This window comes from Candidatus Enterococcus murrayae, from assembly GCF_017315985.1.
GTDB classification, from domain to species: domain Bacteria; phylum Bacillota; class Bacilli; order Lactobacillales; family Enterococcaceae; genus Enterococcus_A; species Enterococcus_A murrayae.
In genome coordinates, this window is sequence record NZ_JAFLVR010000027.1 from 66,858 (window position 1) to 86,155 (window position 19,298).

Sequence of the window (19,298 nt, forward strand, 5' to 3'; positions counted from 1 at the left end):
TGTATTTGAGATGAATTATACGCAAGTCTTCTTTTTTAAGAAAAAACAGGAGGAGCATATGACAGAGTTAACTAAAAAGCAAAGGACGATGGAATTTTATTCAGAGACTTCAGAGGACGTATTGGCGAACCTGGATTCATCAGCTGAAGGACTAAGCGGAAGCGAAGCACAAAAACGTCTGACAGATTATGGAAAAAATGAATTAGCCGAAGGGAAAAAGAAGAGCCTATTCATGAAGTTTGCGGAGCAATTCAAGGATTTCATGATTTTAGTTTTATTGGCAGCCGCGATAATATCCGCTGTTGTTTCTCATGAAGTTGTGGATTCGATCATTATTTTGCTGGTGGTAATTATTAACGCCATTATGGGTGTCTTTCAAGAAGCAAAGGCGGAGCAGGCGATCGAGGCTCTAAAGGAAATGTCTACGCCTAACGCCAATGTTTTAAGAGATGGTCATACCTTATCTATCAAAAGTGATGATTTGGTTCCTGGAGATATCGTATTACTGGAGGCAGGCGATGTCGTTCCAGCGGATATTCGTCTGTTGGAGGCCGCATCATTAAAAATTGAAGAGGCTGCTTTAACGGGTGAATCAGTTCCTGTGGAAAAGACTATCACTGTCTTGCCGGCTGGGGATATCGGTATTGGCGATCGTGTGAATATGGCCTTTTCAAATAGTAATGTTACATACGGCCGCGGAAAAGGGGTCGTGGTAAATACAGGAATGAGTACCGAAGTAGGAAAAATCGCCGACATGCTGGCGCAAGCGGATGAAACTGAAACGCCATTAAAGAATAACTTGAATGATTTAGGAAAATTTTTGACAATGGCTATCATCGCAATCGCCGTGATCATGTTCGTTGTTGGAACCGTGTTTAACGGCACTTCTTTTGTCGATATGCTGCTGACGTCTATTTCATTGGCGGTAGCCGGTAGCCGCGATTCCTGAAGGCTTGCCTGCGATCGTCACGATCATTTTAGCGTTAGGAACACAAGTGATGGCGAAACGAAATTCGGTCATTCGGAAACTTCCGGCAGTTGAAACGTTAGGGAGTACGGATATCATTGCTTCCGATAAAACAGGAACCTTGACCCTGAACCAAATGACCGTGGAAAAATGGTACGACGATTTTCAACAAAAATCCTCTAAGAATCCGATTAAGCTGGACAACATGACACTAAAAATCATGAATTATGCGAATGATACCAAAATTGCTCAAGACGGCAGCTTGATTGGTGATCCGACTGAAACAGCATTGGTGCAGTTTGGGATTGATCAGAAATTTTCTCTTGGTGAAAGCCTGCAACAGGAACCGCGGGTTGGCGAGCTGCCGTTTGATTCAGACCGCAAATTGATGAGTACCGTGCATCAGCTTTCAAATGGGCGCTATCTAGTGGCTGTGAAGGGTGCCCCGGATGTGCTGATCCAACGAACAAATCGTGTCTTTGTTGCTGGAGAAGAAGTTTCGATGACAGAAAAGCAAAGAAACGAAATTTTGTTCAATAATGCGGATATGGCGAAACAAGCCTTGCGAGTGTTAGCGATGGGCTTTAAGTATCTTGACGAGTTCCCACAAGAGCTGACATCAGAAGTACTTGAAAATGATTTATGCTTTGCTGGTTTGGTGGGAATGATCGATCCGGAACGAGAAGAAGCGGCTGAAGCAGTCAGAATGGCTAAGGAAGCGGGAATACGTCCGATTATGATCACTGGCGATCATAAGGATACCGCCGAAGCGATCGCGGTTCGATTGGGGATTATTCATTCCGGTAATTCCAACGCGGTCTTAACAGGTGCCGAGCTGAACGAGATGAGTGATGAGGTATTTGCGAAACAGGTATACAATTATTCTGTTTATGCACGTGTATCGCCTGAGCATAAAGTTCGAATCGTCAAAGCCTGGCAGCAGGAGGGAAAGGTAGTAGCGATGACTGGCGATGGCGTCAATGATGCGCCGTCCTTGAAGCAGGCCGATATTGGTATCGGTATGGGAATTACCGGAACCGAGGTGTCTAAAGGAGCGTCCGATATGGTATTGGCGGATGATAATTTTGCTACGATCGTTGTCGCAGTAGAAGAAGGCCGCAAAGTATTTTCCAATATCCAAAAAACGGTTCAGTATTTATTGGCAGCTAACCTAGGAGAAGTATTGACATTGTTTATTGCAACAATGTTTGCTTGGGACACACTGCTGCCAATTCATCTATTATGGATCAATTTAGTCACCGATACTTTTCCGGCGATTGCTTTAGGAATGGAGCCAGCAGAAAAAGATCTGATGAGCCACAAACCGCGAGGAAGAAGCTCGAATCTATTTTCCGGCGGTGTCTTTAGCAGCATCATTTATCAAGGAATCCTAGAAGGCGGACTGACGCTATTTGTTTATTGGTTTGCTATTCAGAATCCAGCACATACGGCATTGAATATGCCGGAACTTTCAACACAAGCCCTGTATAATTTACAGCATGCAGATGCTCTGACGATGTGTTTCGCGACACTTGGATTTATGCAGCTGTTCCATGCCTTTAATGTGAAGTCGGTAAAACAGTCGATCTTTAAAGTAGGGCCTTTCCGAAATAAGACCTTTAATTGGGCAATCTTGCTTTCCTTTGTTTTAATGGGTGTGATCATCCTAGTTCCAGGGCTTAACGATATTTTCCGAGTAGCGTCATTGAATGGCACACAATGGGGTGTCGTTGCCGGAGTTTCCTTCTCAATTATTCCAATCGTTGAAGTTGTTAAGCTATTTCAACGGAAACTGCATAAGGAGAAAGTAGAAGAGGCTGTGATCGAGTAAATGATTCGGTTTAGCTGAAAAACAGATGAAATAGATGCAGTCGAATTTTTATGATTTAAAAAGAATAAATGACGAATCCGAAAGTTTTTTTGGAAAATACTTAACAAAATGAAAGCGAATGACCCTTTTACTATCAATTGATAAAGTAAAAGGGTCATTTTGCTTTCTATTTATTTTTTTGCAGGAAAGCTCTTTTCTTCAATTCTTCCTAGCAAGCTGTCGCGAGAGGTTTACTAAAATTTTTATTGAATTTGAAATTTATTAAGCCTGAAGCAGAGATAAACGCTATAATGAACATACTATAGAAATGTACGTAAAGAGGAATGACTCCTCTTTGAGCATAGAGGTGCTTGAATGAAATCGAAGGAAAATGAAAAAGATTTGATGATAAGAAAGCAAGAGCTGTCCCTGCCAGCGAGTGCCGCCCTGCCGCCGATGCTGGCTGAACGAATGGCGCTTTATCCAGAAAATAAACGGCGTCCAGTCAATAAAACTGTCTTTAATAATCAGTACTTTCAATTGACGTACAATACCAGAAATCATTCAATGGCCATCTCTTCAAAGGGCGACCTCGTATACTCAGCGATTCCTTATGATACCGCGCGGAACTATATTCAGCGGGCAGCGATTCAATATTTGCTTCATCCCGAGGAAATACGGCGCTATATCGAGCTGCATCAGACAACGTTGGAAAAATATTTGACGTTAAGTATTTTCCAGGTGACGGGTAATCGAGTCGAAGAAAACTCCTTTGAGGTGAAGCAGGCGTATAACGCGATTTTGCAAAATCCGCTATTAGAGATTCAGATCGCCGGCCGTCTGATGCAACATGATGAGACGGGGCCGTTGTCGGCGAATCTTGCCGGTAAGTTTTTGTTTAGCGAGAATGTAAAAACAGGGATTGCCGGCTATATTTCGGAGTATTTGAATTTTGTGGTTCAGCTGGCTCATTCATTGCCATTAATGATCGATGGGAAGGATGTTCAGCTGCTAGAAGCAGCGGGGCAAGAGCAGCAGTTGTTGGAGCAAGGGCTGACGATTCATTCGGACATTGATTCAGCGTTGTCCTTACTGCCGCAAGAGGTGAAAAAAGGGCTCGAAAATGCACTTGTGGCTACGGACTCTGCTTCTCTGGTCAATACACAGCCGCTTTTACGCTCAGAGTATGGCGAAGAATTATCAAAAGTGCGAGATAACTATGTGGCTCACAGTGTCCATCCAGACGAAGCAGAAAAATATTTCAGAAATGTCCATTCCACTGAAAACCGAAATTTAGTGAATGTTGTTTCAGATATTCATTCGAAGGATGGAAAGCTGCCGTTTCTTAATCGGCATTTTAATATTCTGACAGGGGACGTCTCTGATTCCCGTGTACACGACGAAGAGATAGAAGGAATCTACCTTATAGGCGGTCACGAATTAGTAGATGTATTGCCTGAAACAACGGATCAGACAGATGAACAATGGGAAAAATGGCGTCCGTTTTTCCACTATGCATGGTTTAAAGAATTGCTGCAGGAGCCAGACGAGGCTTGGTATTTACTGCCGACAGGAAATCATCCCTTTTACGAAGTTGTCGAAGCGGAGCTTGCTGCTCGTTTTCCAAAAATGAATGTGCTGAATAATAAGAGCCTGATCCATGAGGACGTCCGCTACATCGGACTTACGATTCCTGTTGCATTAGTAAAACGAAAAAAAGCCCAGCAGCAGTTCATTTTAAAGGCTCTGGAAAAATTATTAGGCGAAAATACAGAAATACCGACGGTGATCGTTTCTCATGCGCCGTTGTTTAATGAATTGAGTCTGTTGCCCGAGACGAGCGAGGCTTACAATAAGGACTATATTTGTGAAGAGCCGAAAATTGAAAAACTGTTTGAACAGTACAATATTATTGGAGCGATCCACGGACATCACCATATTCCAGCATCCTCACGCCGATTCAAGAATGCTGAATTTGCTGGGAAACGACTGTTTGTCGTGTGCTCGATTTATTCGAAGGTGAATACAGGGTTCGAGCTGATGAGTTTATTGCAGAATTAGAATAAAAGTGTTAAAAGATCTGTACCTTTCGATGAAGGGCTGCGGATCTTTTTTTGTAGTGTAAATGCGCTGTTTTTTGAAAATACTTTTTCATTGACAATGTATCTAAAAGACCTATAATTAGCAAGTTGATATATCTAAAAGACTGATTCAGCTTTTCCAGAGGGGAGGATATAATGTACGATTTATTGCTTTTAGGTTCATTGATCACGGGTGATAAGACCGGCTACAAATTACAAAAAATCGTTGGTTCGGCCTTACAGCCGATGCGGAAAGTTTCTAGCGGCGTGCTGTATCCTTCATTAGAAAGATTGGAAAAGGAAGGGCTCGTTACTTCCACGATCTATGAGGAAGGACGAAAGCTGAAATTGTGGCATATTACCACAAAAGGTGTGGAGCGCTTCATTGAATTGATGAAAGAAACCGTTCCTTCTGACGCGAAACGCAATGATATGATTCATTTTAAATTACGTTCATTAGATAGCGTTACGCGAACAGAGCAGCTGAGGATTCTAGAAGAGTTTCAAGCATTTATCGAAAAGGATCTAGCCTTTTATCAAAAGGCGCAGGAGGATATGGTGGCGCATCAAACACGATTTCCAGAAAATGCGGAGCGTTTCCGTATTCTAGTAGAAGCTTATGAGCTGGATATCCAAATCGCCAAAACAAAATTAACCTGGATTGAAAAACAAATTGCTGATCGAAACTAGGGGTATCCTGATCTGTGATGAATAGATAGAGATAGTGGGAGTGGTAACAATATATGGAAAATTCTTCAAAAAAATGGTTTTCATTGATTGCGATGTCTTTAGGCGTTTTTATGGGACTTTTAGATGTGACCGTAGTGAATGTGGCCTTGCCAACCATGCAAAAAGCCTTCAATGAGCCCTTCACGCAATTGCAATGGGTTCTGAATGCGTATACCTTGGTTTTTGCGGTGACGTTATTGATCGTATCAAAAATGGGCGACATGTATGGTCGAAAAAAGGTCTTTTTGGCCAGTTTGATTTTATTCGTGATCGCTTCAGTGGTAAATGGTTTTGCGCCGTCATTAGTCGTTTTAGATATTGGGCGCGGGATTCAAGCGGTCGGCGGGGCGGGAATGATGTCCTTGTCCATGGCCTTGGTTGCCTCTAACTTTGATGGCAAGCAGCGTGGTCTGGCTTTAGGGATTTTGGGCTCTGTCATCGGCTTGTCTTCAGCTTCTGGACCGCTGGTTGGCGGGTTGCTGGTTGACGCCTTTGGCTGGGAATCAATCTTCTTTATTAATCTGCCGATCGGTATCATCGCGGTCTTGATGACGATCCGTTTTGTCAATGAAACACCAAGCTACGGGAAGGATCAAAAAATCGATTTTATCGGAATGTTCCTATCGGCTGCGGCATTATTCAGTGGAATTTATGGGTTGATTCAAAAGGAAACGCATATTAATTGGGCGTGGACCAATCCCAAAGTCGGCGGCTGGCTAATCTTAGCTGCGGTATTTTTGGGACTGTTCATTCTTGCTGAAGCAAAAGTCAAAAACCCCATGATGAATTTGACGATGTTTAAAAATATCAACTTCATCGGATCGGTTTTAGTGGCTTTTGCACTTGGTTCAGGAATCTATGCGTTCAATACTTATTTGACCGTTCTGATGCAAAATTATATTGGCTGGTCTGCTTTTGATACAGGTATTCGGCAATTGGCGTTATCCGTTTGGTCGTTGATTTTAGGACCGGTTGTCGGTATTCTGGGAAATAAATTTTCAAAAAAATGGATGATTGTGGCTGGCTTATTAGTCAGTGGTGCCGGCTTTATCTTCTTGATCGGGCAATTGTCACCGACGATGGGGTATGCCCAATTATGGCCAACCTTAGTCATGATCGGAATCGCGAACGGGATTGTCAATCCAGTGCTAAATTCAGCTGGCTTGGAGGGTGTCGCGCCTGAAGAAATGGGAATGGCTTCTGGCTTATTGAATGTATTCCGACAATTTGGAACGAGTTTTGGCGTGGTGATCTTAGGTCTGGTGGAGGCTGATCGTTATGCTGACGTGATCAATCAAAATGCTGCAGGTCTTCACTTGCCTGACAAGCTGACGAACGGTCTGATCAACGCGGGTCCGTTTTCAGGGCATCAGATTGCCTTTTCTGATGCGTTGAGTAAAGCACCGTTTGCCCGTGGATTGCAGCAGATGGTTATCAAGGCTTTTGATCAGGGCTTGATCCAAATTTGTTACGTAGCTGGAACCATTGTTTTGATTGGTGCAGTCGGAGCAGCTATTTTTATGCGAGAGCGTAAAGAGCTGGTGGAATAGTCTTAAAATGATGCGCACCTTTAAGCAGCAGTCGGTTTTATCGATTGCTGTTTTTTTCGGCTTTTGATACGGTAGTTAACGAACCCCATGTGAAGAAGGAGGGAGCAAGCAATGAATTTAACGATCAAAGCCGTAGATGAAAAGAATTGGCGAGCAGTCACGGCATTATCTGTTTCAACAGAGCAGCAGGATTTTATTGAAAGCAATGAGCAATCCTTATTGGAGGCGGCCTATGATCAGTCCTTTCAATGGCGGCCATTAGCTTTGTACCATGATACTCAGCTAGTCGGCTTTTCGATGATCGGCGCTAAAGCAGGGAAAACTATCTGGCTCGATCGCTTAATGATTGATGCTCAATTTCAAGGCAAAGGCTATGGCAGCTTTTTCATTCCATTGCTGATTGATTTTATAAAACAGTATTATGAAATCGAGCGAATCTATCTAAGTGTCCACGAAGAAAATAAAAAAATCCTTCCCTATTATCAGCGATTTGGTTTTATTGACAGCCGCCAATACGATCTGGAAAACGGTGAACGGCTGATGTTTTTAGATGTATAAAAAATGTGGGTTTGCCTTTTTGCCGATTCGTTGCTAAAATGGATTAAAATATGAAGAACTTTTAGCAAAATCGCCGGGTTTTGTTTTCAGTAGCAGTCTACCCCATAGGCCATTGGAGGGTAGGATGCTATTTTTTTTGGAGGGAATTAGATGAGTGAGATCAAAGGGTATGTTACACGAAGCGTGCTGAGTACATTGGGCTTGTCCTTGTATATTTTGGCGGATACATTCTTTATCGCAAATGGAGTGGGAGTGTTGGGGCTAGCCGCGTTGAATATTGCGCTGCCGTTGTTTAATTTGCTGACGGGGCTTGGTTTGCTGTTGGGGATGGGCGGTGCGACGCTTTTTGCATTGAAGGGAAGAAGCGGAGATTATTTTTCTCAATTACTGATTGTCGGCGGAATCATCGGCCTCTTCTTTACTGTTCTGGGGTTCTTTTCCAGCCGCTTTCTCGCATTATTGTTAGGTGCCAGCGGAGCAACGGTGGATTTGACGACGATGTATATGCGCTTCATTTTAGTGATGGCGCCTTTTTTCATATTGAATAATTTGTGCTTAGCCTTTATTCGAAATGATCAGAATCCGCAGCTGGCGATGAAGGCCATGATTTGTTCAAGTGTTTTTAATATGCTGTTTGATTATATTTTCGTTTTCCCAATGAAAATGGGGATGGCTGGTGCGGCATTGGCAACTGTTTTATCACCATTGGTCAGTTTAGCCATCTTGAGCACCCATCGTAATTTTTCAAAACGCCGGCTGTCGCTAAGCTTGGTGAGACCGAAGCTTTTGACAGTCACCAAAAGTATTCAACTGGGTCTTTCTTCTTTTCTTGCGGAGATGAGTACAGGTGTCAGTATTCTGGTCTTCAATCAGGTGCTGATTGGTTTAGGGGGAGATATTGCGATCGCGGCTTATGGGGTTCTAGCAAATATTTTAGTTGTAGCACTTTCCTTGTTTACAGGGGTCGCACAGGGGATTCAGCCCTTGATCAGTCGTGCAGCAAACAAAAGAGACACGCTCACTATTCAAAAGACGTTGACATTTGGTTTGCGAACCAGCTTTATCATGGCGGTTGTTTTGTATCTGATCTTGTTTTTCTTTAAATATCCGATTATTTCAGCCTTTAATCGTGAAAATGATCCCATGCTGATTCAGTTAGCCGCATTTGGTATCCCGATTTTCTTCTTGTCCTTGTTCGGCTCGTCGTTGAATGTTGTATTCAGTATTTTCTTTTCAGCCATCGGTCATGCCAAACAGGCCTTTGCGCTAGCATTGTTCCGCGGGTACATTTTCCTGGTTCCGTTGGTGATTCTGTTGGCCGCGATTTGGGGATTAACGGGTGCTTGGGTGAGCTTGCCGATTACGGAAGGGCTCACAGTGCTGTTTTCGTTTTTCTTTTTACGGCAGTATAGTAACAAACAAGCGACAATAGAATCAGCATAACTATAGAAAGAAAGCCAAACCTACAAATACTTTCAGAATTGAAAGGAGTATGCGGGTTTGACTTTCTTTTTTTAATGTTTTTTCGAAATAAGCTTTATTAATTATGAAAACAGCTGCATTAAGAATCCTGAAATGATTAGTACGATCGCGCCGCCTAAACGGTTGCCCATTTGAGCGAAGGCAATCAATTCCATCCGGTTTGCGGCAGATAATACAGCAACGTTACCCGTTCCGCCCATTGAGTTGTTACAGAATCCAGCAGTGATACTTGCTTCGACTGGATATAAGCCGAATAAGCGGCCAACAAAACCAGAAACAACTGAGATAACAACAACACTTGTTAAGCAAAGAACAACAAATTGCCATGTTAAAGCAGAAGCTAAAACATTCAAGTTCAATAAAGCAATACCAATACCAGCAAGAACTGCGGCAGTTAGGTTTTTAACGATCAAGTTGTTGAACATGATAGCTGCATCTTCATAGTATTCAGGAAGAATATCTGTGATTTTGCAGATAACCACGATGATGATCATAAATGCATAAGCGTGAACCTTTGGTACAAAGTAGTTACAGATTTGACCTAGGATAAAGAAAGTCAAAGCAACCATCAAACCAACGCCTAGTTGTGCGATATCAGGTTTCACTTCACGAGGTTTTCCATCGCCAAGATCGCCTTTTTCCATCAATTTACCGTTACCGTTAAGTTTTGGCATAGATTGCCCCATACGAGCGACCAAAGCAGCCCCGATAATTGCCATTACGTTCGTCATTGCAGTAGCAGGGATCAAACGCGAAATGATTGATGAGGCATTTGTTCCGAGAACGTGCGCGTAGATGGATGATAGTGGAACAGCACCGGCACCAACACCACCAGCCATTGCAGGTAATGAAATGTAAAGAACAGAATTAGCGAAGCCATTTCCGATCAGCATACCAACAAGACCAACAGCGAAGAATGAGACAACCATAGAAATAAGAGCTACAGGAATAAAACGAACAGAAGCTTTCATCAAAAGCTTGCGGTTCATACCAAGGATACTACCAGTGATCAAGGCAGCGATATAAAAATCAAGAAAGCCCATGTTTGAGACAAAGTTTTTCGTTGATTCAACGACGTAATCAGGCAGGATACCAAATGTTGCGATAGCAGCAGAAGCGAAAATTGCAAAAACAGAGCCGCCGCCTAAATAGCTTTTTACGATGGGAATTTTATTACCGATAAAATGGAATAAGTTACCAAAAATAACTAAAACAGCAATCGGTCCGATCATGTTCGTAGGTAATTTACCCAAAGCCATCGCGATGATCAAAACAACGACCATGATTAAATAGATAGGAAGGCTAACGCCAGTGATCTTGGTTGACCAAAAGCCGGTCTTTTTTTCTTCAACTGGCATCGCAGTTGTTGATTCTTTTTGTACCATTATAAAAAATCCTTTCTTAAGTAAAGCTATGTTTGAACCCATAGAAAGAAGGAGTAGAATAAGATCTACTCCTATCTAGTGTTAATAATGGATTGATATCCACAATTAAAAGAGTGTTTCTATATATAATGAACCAATCAATGAGGGGGAAGGAGAGATTGGATTATTTTAGTATTCTGGAACCCATTTAGCAGCTTCAACAGCAGCTTTAACGTCTGAGATTTCTTCGCGGTTCAATTTTTGATCAACGACTGATTTCACAACTGTTTCAGCGATGATTTGAGAGAACTCAGTTAATTTAGCGACTGGAGGCAGGATAGATGCACCTGGTTTTGTGACATCCACAATTCCGCCTAGTGCGCGGCTTGCTTGCGAAATGATTTCATCATTTACACGAGTTGAAGTTGAAGCGATTAGACCTAAGCCTAAACCTGGGTACATCAAAGCGTTGTTTGCTTGACCGATTTGGTAAGTTACGCCGTTGTATTCAACATCGTCAGCTGGGATACCAGTTCCGATCAATGCTTTACCATCTGTCCATTCAATGAGGTCTTTAGCAGTTGCTTCAGCTAATTTTGTTGGATTTGATAAAGGCATAATGATTGGACGAGCAGTATTAGCAGCCATTTCTTTCACGATTGTTTCAGAGAAAGCACCTGGTTGAGTAGATGTACCGATCATGATTGTTGGGTGAATTTCTTTTACAACAGCTTCTAAATTCGTTAGTTCAGCATTGTTAGCAAATTCAGCACGTTTTCTAGCAAATGGGATTTGACCAGGAGTTAAGCCTTCTGTGTCTTCAAACAATAAACCTTGTTTGTCCACTTGGTAGAAGTGTTTACGCGCTTCTTCTTCTGACGTTCCTTGACGAACCATTTCTTTTAATAGAATGTTTGCGATACCGACACCGGCAGTACCAGCACCAAATGTCAAGATTGTTTGGTCTTTCAACGCTTCGCCAGAGATGTTCAAGCCGCCTAGGACGCCAGCAAGAACAACGATTCCTGTACCTTGGATATCATCATTGAAGGTAGTGATCTTGTCTTGGTATTTATCTAAAATGTTTGCGGCATTGCCACGTCCGAAGTCTTCCCAGTGTAGTAATAATTCAGGGAATAGATCCGTTGCTGCTTCAACGAATTGATCGATGAAGTCATAGTAAGTATCGCCTTCCACACGGGCATGACGGTTACCTAAGTAAAGCGGGTTGTTCAATAAGGTTTCGTTGTTGGTACCTGCATCGATTGAAACAGGAAGTACTTGTGCAGGGTTGATACCAGCAGCGGCAGTGTAGACCATCAATTTACCGATCGCGATGTCGACACCGTTGACACCCCAGTCGCCCATACCTAAGATTCCTTCAGCGTCAGTCACTACGATCAAACGAATGTCTCGACCGTCAGCAGCGTTTTTCAAGCTGTCTTTGATGCTTTCTGGATCATCGATTGAAAGAAAAGCGGCATCTTGCGGTTCAACAAAAATTTCATTGTATTGTTCGATCGAGTCTGCAACGACTGGATCGTACACGATTGGCATGAATTCAACTAAATGTTGCCCCATTAATTTGTAGAACAAAGTACGGTTGGTGTTGAAGATGTTCATTAAGAAAATCCGTTTTTCTAAATCAGATGGTTTGCTTAGATATTGTCCGTAAGCTTGAACAGATTGTTGTTCTAATGTTTGGACGGTACTTGGAAGCATGCCTGTGATTCCGTATTTTTTGCGTTCTTCTTTGGTGAACGCAGTCCCTTTATTTAACAATGGGTTGTTTAATAGGTTTAAGCCAGTAATCATAAATAAGTCCTCCTAAATTTTAAGTGCAACGGAAGTATAAAAGGAGAAGGAAACTATAGTCAAAAGGTTGGGTAACGATAAATTTCATTTATATGAAGGATTTATCGAAGCGGCCTTTTTATTAAAAGATATTTGAAAAAAAGTAAAAATCCTTATTCTTTCCTTATAGTTGTTTTTCATACTAAAGATAGAACAAGGAGGAATGAATGATGAAAGAAATGATACTCACTACTAAAAATTTGACGAAGGCCTACCATGGGCAAAGAGTCGTAAATAATTTGTCACTGGCGATTCCTAAAAATGAAGTGTACGGACTGTTGGGGGCCAATGGTGCTGGGAAATCGACAACATTGAAAATGATTGCTGGCTTGATCAAGCCTTCAAAAGGAGAAATCATCTATCAGGGTCAGCCGTGGCAGCGCAAAGATTTAACAGGGATCGGTGCTTTGATTGAGAATCCGCCGCTTTATGGAAATTTAACTGCTCATGAAAATTTACTTGTCCGAACAACGACTTTAGGTTTATCGGCATCAAGAATAGAGGAGGTGTTGGCTATAGTCGATTTGCGAAATACCGGTAAGAAAAAAGCACGTCAATTTTCGATGGGCATGAAGCAGCGTCTGGGGATTGCTTTAGCTCTGTTGAATCAACCGAAGCTGTTGATTTTGGATGAGCCGACAAACGGTTTAGATCCTCTGGGAATTCAGGCTTTGCGTGAATTGATTCGCTCATTTCCAGCGCAGGGGATCTCGGTGATTCTTTCTAGTCACATCTTATCGGAAGTAGAAAATACCGTGGACACGATTGGGATTATCGCGAATGGACAGCTAGGATATCAGGGCGGACTGCCTAACAATAGTGCAGCGCTGGAAAAGCTCTTTATGGATGTGGCAAGAGAAAAACAAGTAGGGGAGGCTGCTTTTCATGGGTAAAATTATTCAAGCAGAGTTGCTGAAGGGAAAGCGGAGTTTTGGCAGAAAGGGCATTGTTTTGTTTCCGCTCTTAGTCAGCCTTATGGCGATCTTCTTAATGGGCGGACAGTTCACGCAGATTGGTGCTTACAATTGGTGGTATATGCTGCTTTTGCCGATGGTGGCAGCCCTGATATGCAACAATCTGATCGATTCGGACAAGCAATTATCTTTTTTTAATGTGAATATCCTGCCAATTTCGGCGAAGAAAATCTGGCAGGGGAAAATCTGGACGGGGGTACTTTATTTAGTTTTTGGCAATGGGTTGGTTTTTGGACTCACGACTTTCTCCGGTCTGCTGTTTCCCGCTCAATACCCTGTTTGGCGCGGAGCAGCAGCTGGAATAGTATTGACGGTGTGCTGGCTTTGGCAAATTCCCTTTGGTTTGTTTCTGGCAAACCGCTTCAATTCGATCGTTACCTTTTTAAGTATTCTATTTTTAAATATTTTCTGTTCGAGCCAGACCTTTGCGGGCGGCAATCTTTGGTATCTGCCGTTTGCGATTGCTCCGCGTTTGATGGCGCCCATCATTGGAATCAATCCCAATGGTGTCCCATTAGCAGCTGGGAGTCCGCTATACGATACAAGTGTTATCGTTCCGGGGCTAATCATTACCGTCAGCCTATTTGTTCTCGGTTATTGTTTAACCACCAAATGGTTTGGCAGTGGGGGGCATTATCATGAGAAGGTTTAAAAGGATCCTGCAGGCGGATATTTTGAAAGTGAAAAGAACCCCGTTCTTGTTGCTGCATCTGATCATTCCGCTGCTGGGAATTGTCATTTTTTTCAGCTACCAGCAATGGACGAATTATCAAGCAAACAGATTAACGATCAATTTTTTCCAAATACTGGCTTTGATCTATCCTATCCTCGCAGCTTGGCTGACGACGATAGTAGCAGATCAAGAAATCGAAGCAGGAGACGGCTTCTTTCTTTTAAGCTCACCGGTAAAATTCCTGGCATTGTCGTCAAAAATGGTTCTGTTGGTAATTTTCGGTTTATTATCCTGTCTCTTTGTTGGGGCAGGCTACCATCTGATCCTTTCTCAGTTTCGCTCTGATTACTCATTGTCGCTCGCTCTTATTTTATTACTCGTGTGTATCGTTTGGTGCTGCGCGCTTTTTCAGTATTTTTTTCATCTCTGGTTAGGATTGTGCTTTGGCCGGAATGTCAATTTTTCCGTGGCCGCGGTGGAGCTGTTACTTTCAGCCTTGCTGCTGACGGGACTTGGCGAGACGATTTGGTTCCTTTTCCCCTGTGCTTGGGGGCTGCGGATGGTTCCGCTGCTGGCGGCTTATTTAGAAAACAACAGTGTGGATGTTTTAACGAAAATCCAGCTGGGGGAATTGAGCATGGTTCTGTTAACATTAATGATGTTTGGCTTTTTATCAATTTGGTTCAGTCGATGGGAAGGACGTAAAAATGAGCTGTAATGAGCTTGTTGTCTGAACTTATTACACGTATGATGGAAGCAAAGAGGTGAGAGGATGGCAAAAATTTTTGCAATCGATGATGATGAAAAAATCTTAGCATTTATCAAAACAGCTTTATTACGGGAAGGGCATCAGGTAGAGACCTTCACACATACGAAAGAAGTTACACCGGAAAAAGCCAAGTTCGCAGATTTGATTTTATTAGATGTCATGATGCCGGAGGAAGATGGGTTCGCGTATTGTCAACGAATTCGCAACTTGGTGGATTGTCCGATTCTTTTTGTCACGGCCAAGGCTGGAGAGAGCGAGCTGATCCACGGTCTGGGAATCGGCGGGGATGATTATATTCGCAAGCCCTTTGCTGTTTCGGAGCTGCGGGCACGTGTTGCGGCCCATTTGCGGCGAGAATCACGTGGGCACACACATGTTTTGCGATGCGGCAATTTTTCCTTGGATCTGACTGGAAAGAAATTGTTTCACGATTCAACTGAGATTGCGTTGACTAAATCTGAATATCTGATTTGTGCACATCTGTTGGAATCAGCAGGGCAAGTGTTTTCCAAAATGCAGCTGTATGAAGCGGTCTTCGGCTACGACGGGAGTTCGGAGGAAAGTGTGATCGTTGAGCACATCAAAAATGTTCGTGCAAAATTGAAAGAGTTCAAGGAAGATCCGATTGAGACGATCTGGGGGATTGGTTATCGATGGCGAAAATAAAAACGATCGGACTAACCAGATACGTCTCACATCTCTTATTGTCAGCTTTCTTTGGAGTCATAGTCATTTTGCTGCTAACGCTGCTGACATTTCAGGTGTTGATTTCCACCGAGAAGATCGCTCCGGCAAATGCGGGAGAAACAGAAGCGCGTAAAGAAATCACACGGCTGAAGGGAAGTCAGACATTTCCTGCCGATTTGTCCCCTGAATTTTATCAGTATGTCTATTTTTCAAAAAATGGCGCTGTAAAAAGCAGTTCGCTATCAAAGAAATCCTTGAAAAAGATAACTAAGCAATACAAGGACAAAGAGGAGCCATACTCAACAGCGGCGTACCTCACTTTTTCCGATGGGACTTACGCTTTGTTTTTATGGCAATACAAAGCGCAATTTACCAATCCACGTTTAAGAAGGCTGTTTCCAAATTTTGAAGTTCTCTTTATTATAGGAATCTCTTTTGCCTTAGTTCTATTTTTCATTCTCTTTGCCAGAAGAGCCAGTAAACAGTTAAAGGGCAAACTCGTTTTAGTTGAGCAAGCGAGTCAGCAAATCACACAAAAGAATCTTGAGACAGCCATTGCTGCATCCACTGGTATTCTGGAGTTTGATCATGTGCTGCAATCAATGGAGGAAATGAGGGGCGCGCTGAAAGAGTCATTAGTGCAGCAATGGGAGACCCAGCAGCAGCGCAAACAGGAAATTGCCGCTTTGACTCATGATATCAATACGCCGTTGACGGTGATCAATGGGAACGCGGAACTTTTACTAGAAGAGGAATGGGAGGATGAGCAGAAGCAGCTGATCACTGACATTTATGAGTCTGGTTTGAAAACCAAGGAATATATTGGACTGCTGCAGCAAATCTCGAACTTTGAGGTATTTCAAGAGGAGAAGACCGTCGTTCCGATGGAAACGATTTTGGAGGAAATGAGCAAGACCCTTCTTCCGCTGGCCAAGCAAAAGGGGCTGCGTTTCATTATTCAGAATAAAGAAGAGAATCTGACAATTATTGCTGCTCCTGTAATGCTGACACGAGCTTTAGTAAATATTGGAGATAATGCGATTCGACATACTGAAGCAGGCGATGTGACTATTCGAATTGAACAGCAGAAGCAGGAACTGTCTTTCATTTTTGAAGATAATGGTCCGGGCTTTTCTCCAGCAGCGCTGACCCACGCAAAGGAAATGTTTTGGCAGCAGGACCAGAGTCGTACGGCGAACACTAATTATGGTATCGGCTTGTCAATTGTAGAGCGAGTGGCAAAGGATCACCATGGCCGATTGGAGCTGGGAAATACAGAGCACGGAGGAAAAGCCGCCCTGATTCTCTCGCTGACCGAGTAAATGCGGACGAGATTGAGCCTAAAAAATGACATAAATAAAAAGCGGAACGCTCCTATTACTTTAAATGTTTAAAGTAATAGGAGCGTTTGCTTTCATTTTGTTAAGTATTTTCCCAAAAGACTTTCGGCTCACATATGTCTGCGAGCATTTAATTGCCTTTCATATCAAGGAAGGAATAGTCGCGAACGTCAAAACGATTTCGGCTGCGAGAGTATTCGATTGGATCGCCGTTTTGCTGATAAGCGATTTGCCGAATCTCTAAAACAGGATCATCCACCGCGCAATCAAGATATTTTTGATCATACTCAGAGCTTTTGTCTGCTCGAATCGTACGATAGGCACCCGTAATTTTGACCCCAAGCTCGTTTTTAATATATTGATAAATCGACGCCTCAATGATCTCTTTCTTTAAGTTCGGAACTGCCTGAATCGGCATATAAGTATGTTCCAAGATAAACGGGGTGCCATCCAAAATTCTTAGACGAACAATGTTATAGACCGGTTCTTCCTCTGAAATGTGCAGCTTCTCCTGAATTGAGAGATCAGGAAATTCAACATTGAACTCAATGACTTGGCTTTCCAATTTTCGGTTCGCTTTTTCCATCTCTGCGCTCAATCCTTCATAGTAAGAAAGGAAAGAAGTGTTTTTCGTCAAAAAGGGATGGTGTAAAACGGTCGTTCCTACGCCTTTTTTAGATGATAATAGTCCTTCCAGCGTCAAAATTTCCAGTGCTTTTTGGACAGTCATTCGGCTGACAGAAAACTCTTTAACAAGTTCGATTTGCTTCGGAAGTAAAGAGCCGGCTGGATAAGTTTCACTTTTGATACGATTCCGTAAAGTATTTGCGATTTCTTCGTATTTTGGCAACGATATCACCTCAATATGATTATACATAAGTTCAAATGTCTATACAATGAATAAAAAAGTTAAGACAAACTTTTTGCATTTGCCTTAACTTTTTTTGATTGATTATTCGATATCAAAATTTGGCTGACGATCAAGAATACGTAAGAACGGATACCAGATTAATCCGACGATGACGAAATCAAGAACTTGCAAAGCTCCGCCCAGCCAAGAATTTGTTGCTAAAATACCACTGGCAACGATAGGAACAGTCCAAGGAACAGATACACCAGTTGGTGGAGGAACGATTCCAGCAGCCATCACTAAGTAGTTGATAGTAGTAACGACTAACGGTGCCAACACCCAAGGAATTAAGATCGTCGCATTCAAAACGATCGGTAAGCCGAATATTGCCGGTTCATTTACATTGAAGATCCCAGGTGCCAGAGCCAAACGACCAACATCACGGTATTGTTTTTTCTTCAAGATAAAGGCCATCAAGATAACGACAGCTAGCGTCATACCAGAACCACCCAAACCAACAGTAAATGTTTCCATGAATGGTTTTGAAATGATATGCGGTAATGGGTCGCCGGCTTTATAAGCCTCTAAATTATCTAGCATTAAAGTATTCCAGATCGGATCCATCACTGAGTTTACAATGATTTGTCCATGCAGACCAAAGAACCATAAGAATTGTACCAAGAATAGAGCTAGCAAGGTAGCAGGCAGGCTGCTTCCAAGACCAGTCAAAGGCTTTTGAATGACTTCATAGATAACATCATGCAGATTTGCATGGAAAACACCTGTCATAATGGCATTGACGATTAAGAATGTTGTTAAGGTCATCACTGCAGGGATTAACGCCGCAAAAGATTTTGTTACTGCTGGCGGAACACCGTCAGGCATCTTAATTTGCCAGCCTCGTTTAGTGATACGGCAATAAATCTCTGCTGCAAGAAATGCGGCGATCATACCGATAAACATTCCTTTTGCTCCAAGACGATCCAAAGATAAGACGCCGCTAACTTCTTCACCGTTTTCCAATGTCATGAAAAATGGCGTTAAAATCAAGAAGCTAGCAAAGGAAACAGCTCCGCCGAAAATACCTTCTACTTCATATGATTCTGATAAATAATAGCCGATCCCGAATGTTACAAATACAGACATGATACTCATGGTAGCATTTTGCCCGTTACCAAAAAGTTCACTCAGTACGCCTTTAGTGGCATCGTTGAAAAAAGGCAGATTGTTAATAACAACCACGATTGAACCAAACATAGTCAGCGGGAATGACAACATGAAGGCATCTCTAAGTACAGTTAAATAACGATTTTGTCCTAGCTTGTTCGCTAAGGGCATGATTTTCTCCGCTAGCTTATCCATAAACCCATTCATTTTCTTCACCTCTAGATTTTTTTGTAATCGATTACAGCTATAATTTATCATGTTTTCGATAGTATGTCTAGTCATATATTTAAATATGATTGATTTTTATTTGTAGTTTGATATAGAGATCCTGAAATGATTGAGCTTAAAGCGATTAAAATCCTTTTTTGATCATGTAAGTAATAAAAGAAGAGGCGTTGGATCTTGTGATTGAAAAAGTACTGACTATATATAGTAGAAAAAAG

General features: G+C 42.4%; 14 protein-coding genes and 1 pseudogene. 11 read left to right on the plus strand and 4 right to left on the minus strand.

Going from position 1 to position 19,298, the window contains the following annotated elements; translation table 11 throughout:
- Nucleotides 1-58: 58 nt before the first annotated feature.
- The 6 genes and pseudogenes from JZO85_RS12090 (at nucleotide 59) to JZO85_RS12115 (ending at nucleotide 9,138) form a co-directional block, all read left to right on the plus strand.
- Nucleotides 59-2,798: pseudogene (locus tag JZO85_RS12090) on the plus strand (cation-translocating P-type ATPase).
- Nucleotides 2,799-3,152: 354 nt separating this feature from the next.
- Nucleotides 3,153-4,838 carry a metallophosphoesterase family protein gene (locus JZO85_RS12095; RefSeq protein WP_207108788.1) on the plus strand — a complete coding sequence of 562 codons (1,686 nt, stop codon included), beginning with the start codon at nucleotides 3,153-3,155 and terminating at the stop codon, nucleotides 4,836-4,838.
- Nucleotides 4,839-5,014: 176 nt separating this feature from the next.
- Nucleotides 5,015-5,548 (plus strand): PadR family transcriptional regulator, encoded by a 534-nt coding sequence (locus JZO85_RS12100; RefSeq protein ID WP_207108789.1) that lies wholly within the window; start codon nucleotides 5,015-5,017, stop codon nucleotides 5,546-5,548.
- A gap of 53 nt (nucleotides 5,549-5,601) precedes the next feature.
- Nucleotides 5,602-7,137: an MFS transporter gene (locus tag JZO85_RS12105; protein WP_207108790.1), complete on the plus strand. Its 1,536-nt coding sequence runs from the start codon at nucleotides 5,602-5,604 to the stop codon at nucleotides 7,135-7,137.
- Between the two features lie 111 nt (nucleotides 7,138-7,248).
- On the plus strand, nucleotides 7,249-7,695 hold the full coding sequence (locus JZO85_RS12110) for a GNAT family N-acetyltransferase (protein WP_207108791.1): 447 nt from the start codon (nucleotides 7,249-7,251) through the stop codon (nucleotides 7,693-7,695).
- A gap of 150 nt (nucleotides 7,696-7,845) precedes the next feature.
- The gene (locus JZO85_RS12115; RefSeq protein ID WP_207108792.1) at nucleotides 7,846-9,138 is read left to right on the plus strand and encodes an MATE family efflux transporter; all 1,293 of its coding nucleotides are present in this window, start codon (nucleotides 7,846-7,848) and stop codon (nucleotides 9,136-9,138) included.
- A gap of 101 nt (nucleotides 9,139-9,239) precedes the next feature.
- Here JZO85_RS12115 and JZO85_RS12120 read toward each other — a convergent pair whose 3' ends face one another.
- A complete protein-coding gene (locus JZO85_RS12120; protein WP_207108793.1) occupies nucleotides 9,240-10,562 on the minus strand; it encodes a 2-hydroxycarboxylate transporter family protein in 1,323 nt (440 codons plus the stop codon).
- A gap of 168 nt (nucleotides 10,563-10,730) precedes the next feature.
- Complete coding sequence (locus JZO85_RS12125) at nucleotides 10,731-12,356, minus strand: malolactic enzyme (RefSeq protein WP_207108794.1); 1,626 nt, start codon at nucleotides 12,354-12,356, stop codon at nucleotides 10,731-10,733.
- A gap of 209 nt (nucleotides 12,357-12,565) precedes the next feature.
- Here JZO85_RS12125 and JZO85_RS12130 point away from each other — a divergent pair, with 209 nt between their 5' ends.
- From JZO85_RS12130 to JZO85_RS12150, 5 genes are read left to right on the plus strand one after another with little or no spacing between them, the layout of a single operon-like run.
- Entirely contained in the window at nucleotides 12,566-13,288 is a 723-nt protein-coding gene (locus JZO85_RS12130) for a lantibiotic protection ABC transporter ATP-binding protein (protein ID WP_207108832.1), read from the plus strand.
- A complete protein-coding gene (locus tag JZO85_RS12135; protein ID WP_207108795.1) occupies nucleotides 13,281-14,021 on the plus strand; it encodes a lantibiotic immunity ABC transporter MutE/EpiE family permease subunit in 741 nt (246 codons plus the stop codon). The genes JZO85_RS12130 and JZO85_RS12135 overlap by 8 nt, the downstream gene beginning before the upstream one ends.
- The gene (locus tag JZO85_RS12140) at nucleotides 14,008-14,760 is read left to right on the plus strand and encodes a lantibiotic immunity ABC transporter MutG family permease subunit (protein ID WP_207108796.1); all 753 of its coding nucleotides are present in this window, start codon (nucleotides 14,008-14,010) and stop codon (nucleotides 14,758-14,760) included. Before JZO85_RS12135 ends, JZO85_RS12140 begins: the two co-directional genes overlap by 14 nt.
- A 54-nt stretch (nucleotides 14,761-14,814) precedes the next feature.
- Complete coding sequence (locus JZO85_RS12145) at nucleotides 14,815-15,477, plus strand: response regulator transcription factor (protein ID WP_207108797.1); 663 nt, start codon at nucleotides 14,815-14,817, stop codon at nucleotides 15,475-15,477.
- The gene (locus JZO85_RS12150; RefSeq protein WP_207108798.1) at nucleotides 15,465-16,820 is read left to right on the plus strand and encodes a sensor histidine kinase; all 1,356 of its coding nucleotides are present in this window, start codon (nucleotides 15,465-15,467) and stop codon (nucleotides 16,818-16,820) included. Before JZO85_RS12145 ends, JZO85_RS12150 begins: the two co-directional genes overlap by 13 nt.
- A 148-nt stretch (nucleotides 16,821-16,968) precedes the next feature.
- Here the strand turns inward: JZO85_RS12150 and JZO85_RS12155 are convergent, their stop codons facing one another.
- A complete protein-coding gene (locus tag JZO85_RS12155) occupies nucleotides 16,969-17,688 on the minus strand; it encodes a GntR family transcriptional regulator (protein WP_207108799.1) in 720 nt (239 codons plus the stop codon).
- A gap of 102 nt (nucleotides 17,689-17,790) precedes the next feature.
- Entirely contained in the window at nucleotides 17,791-19,062 is a 1,272-nt protein-coding gene (gene celB, locus JZO85_RS12160; protein WP_207108800.1) for a PTS cellobiose transporter subunit IIC, read from the minus strand.
- Between the last annotated feature and the right edge of the window lie 236 nt (nucleotides 19,063-19,298).

Coding starts and splice junctions, on each gene's coding strand:
- JZO85_RS12135 (WP_207108795.1), top strand. CDS start 13,281: ATGGGTAAAATTATTCAAGCAGAGTTGCTGAAGGGAAAGCGGAGTTTT.
- JZO85_RS12125 (WP_207108794.1), bottom strand. CDS start 12,356: ATGATTACTGGCTTAAACCTATTAAACAACCCATTGTTAAATAAAGGG.
- JZO85_RS12110 (WP_207108791.1), top strand. CDS start 7,249: ATGAATTTAACGATCAAAGCCGTAGATGAAAAGAATTGGCGAGCAGTC.
- JZO85_RS12115 (WP_207108792.1), top strand. CDS start 7,846: ATGAGTGAGATCAAAGGGTATGTTACACGAAGCGTGCTGAGTACATTG.
- JZO85_RS12145 (WP_207108797.1), top strand. CDS start 14,815: ATGGCAAAAATTTTTGCAATCGATGATGATGAAAAAATCTTAGCATTT.
- JZO85_RS12140 (WP_207108796.1), top strand. CDS start 14,008: ATGAGAAGGTTTAAAAGGATCCTGCAGGCGGATATTTTGAAAGTGAAA.
- JZO85_RS12120 (WP_207108793.1), bottom strand. CDS start 10,562: ATGGTACAAAAAGAATCAACAACTGCGATGCCAGTTGAAGAAAAAAAG.
- JZO85_RS12130 (WP_207108832.1), top strand. CDS start 12,566: ATGAAAGAAATGATACTCACTACTAAAAATTTGACGAAGGCCTACCAT.
- celB (WP_207108800.1), bottom strand. CDS start 19,062: ATGAATGGGTTTATGGATAAGCTAGCGGAGAAAATCATGCCCTTAGCG.
- JZO85_RS12095 (WP_207108788.1), top strand. CDS start 3,153: ATGAAATCGAAGGAAAATGAAAAAGATTTGATGATAAGAAAGCAAGAG.
- JZO85_RS12105 (WP_207108790.1), top strand. CDS start 5,602: ATGGAAAATTCTTCAAAAAAATGGTTTTCATTGATTGCGATGTCTTTA.
- JZO85_RS12150 (WP_207108798.1), top strand. CDS start 15,465: ATGGCGAAAATAAAAACGATCGGACTAACCAGATACGTCTCACATCTC.
- JZO85_RS12100 (WP_207108789.1), top strand. CDS start 5,015: ATGTACGATTTATTGCTTTTAGGTTCATTGATCACGGGTGATAAGACC.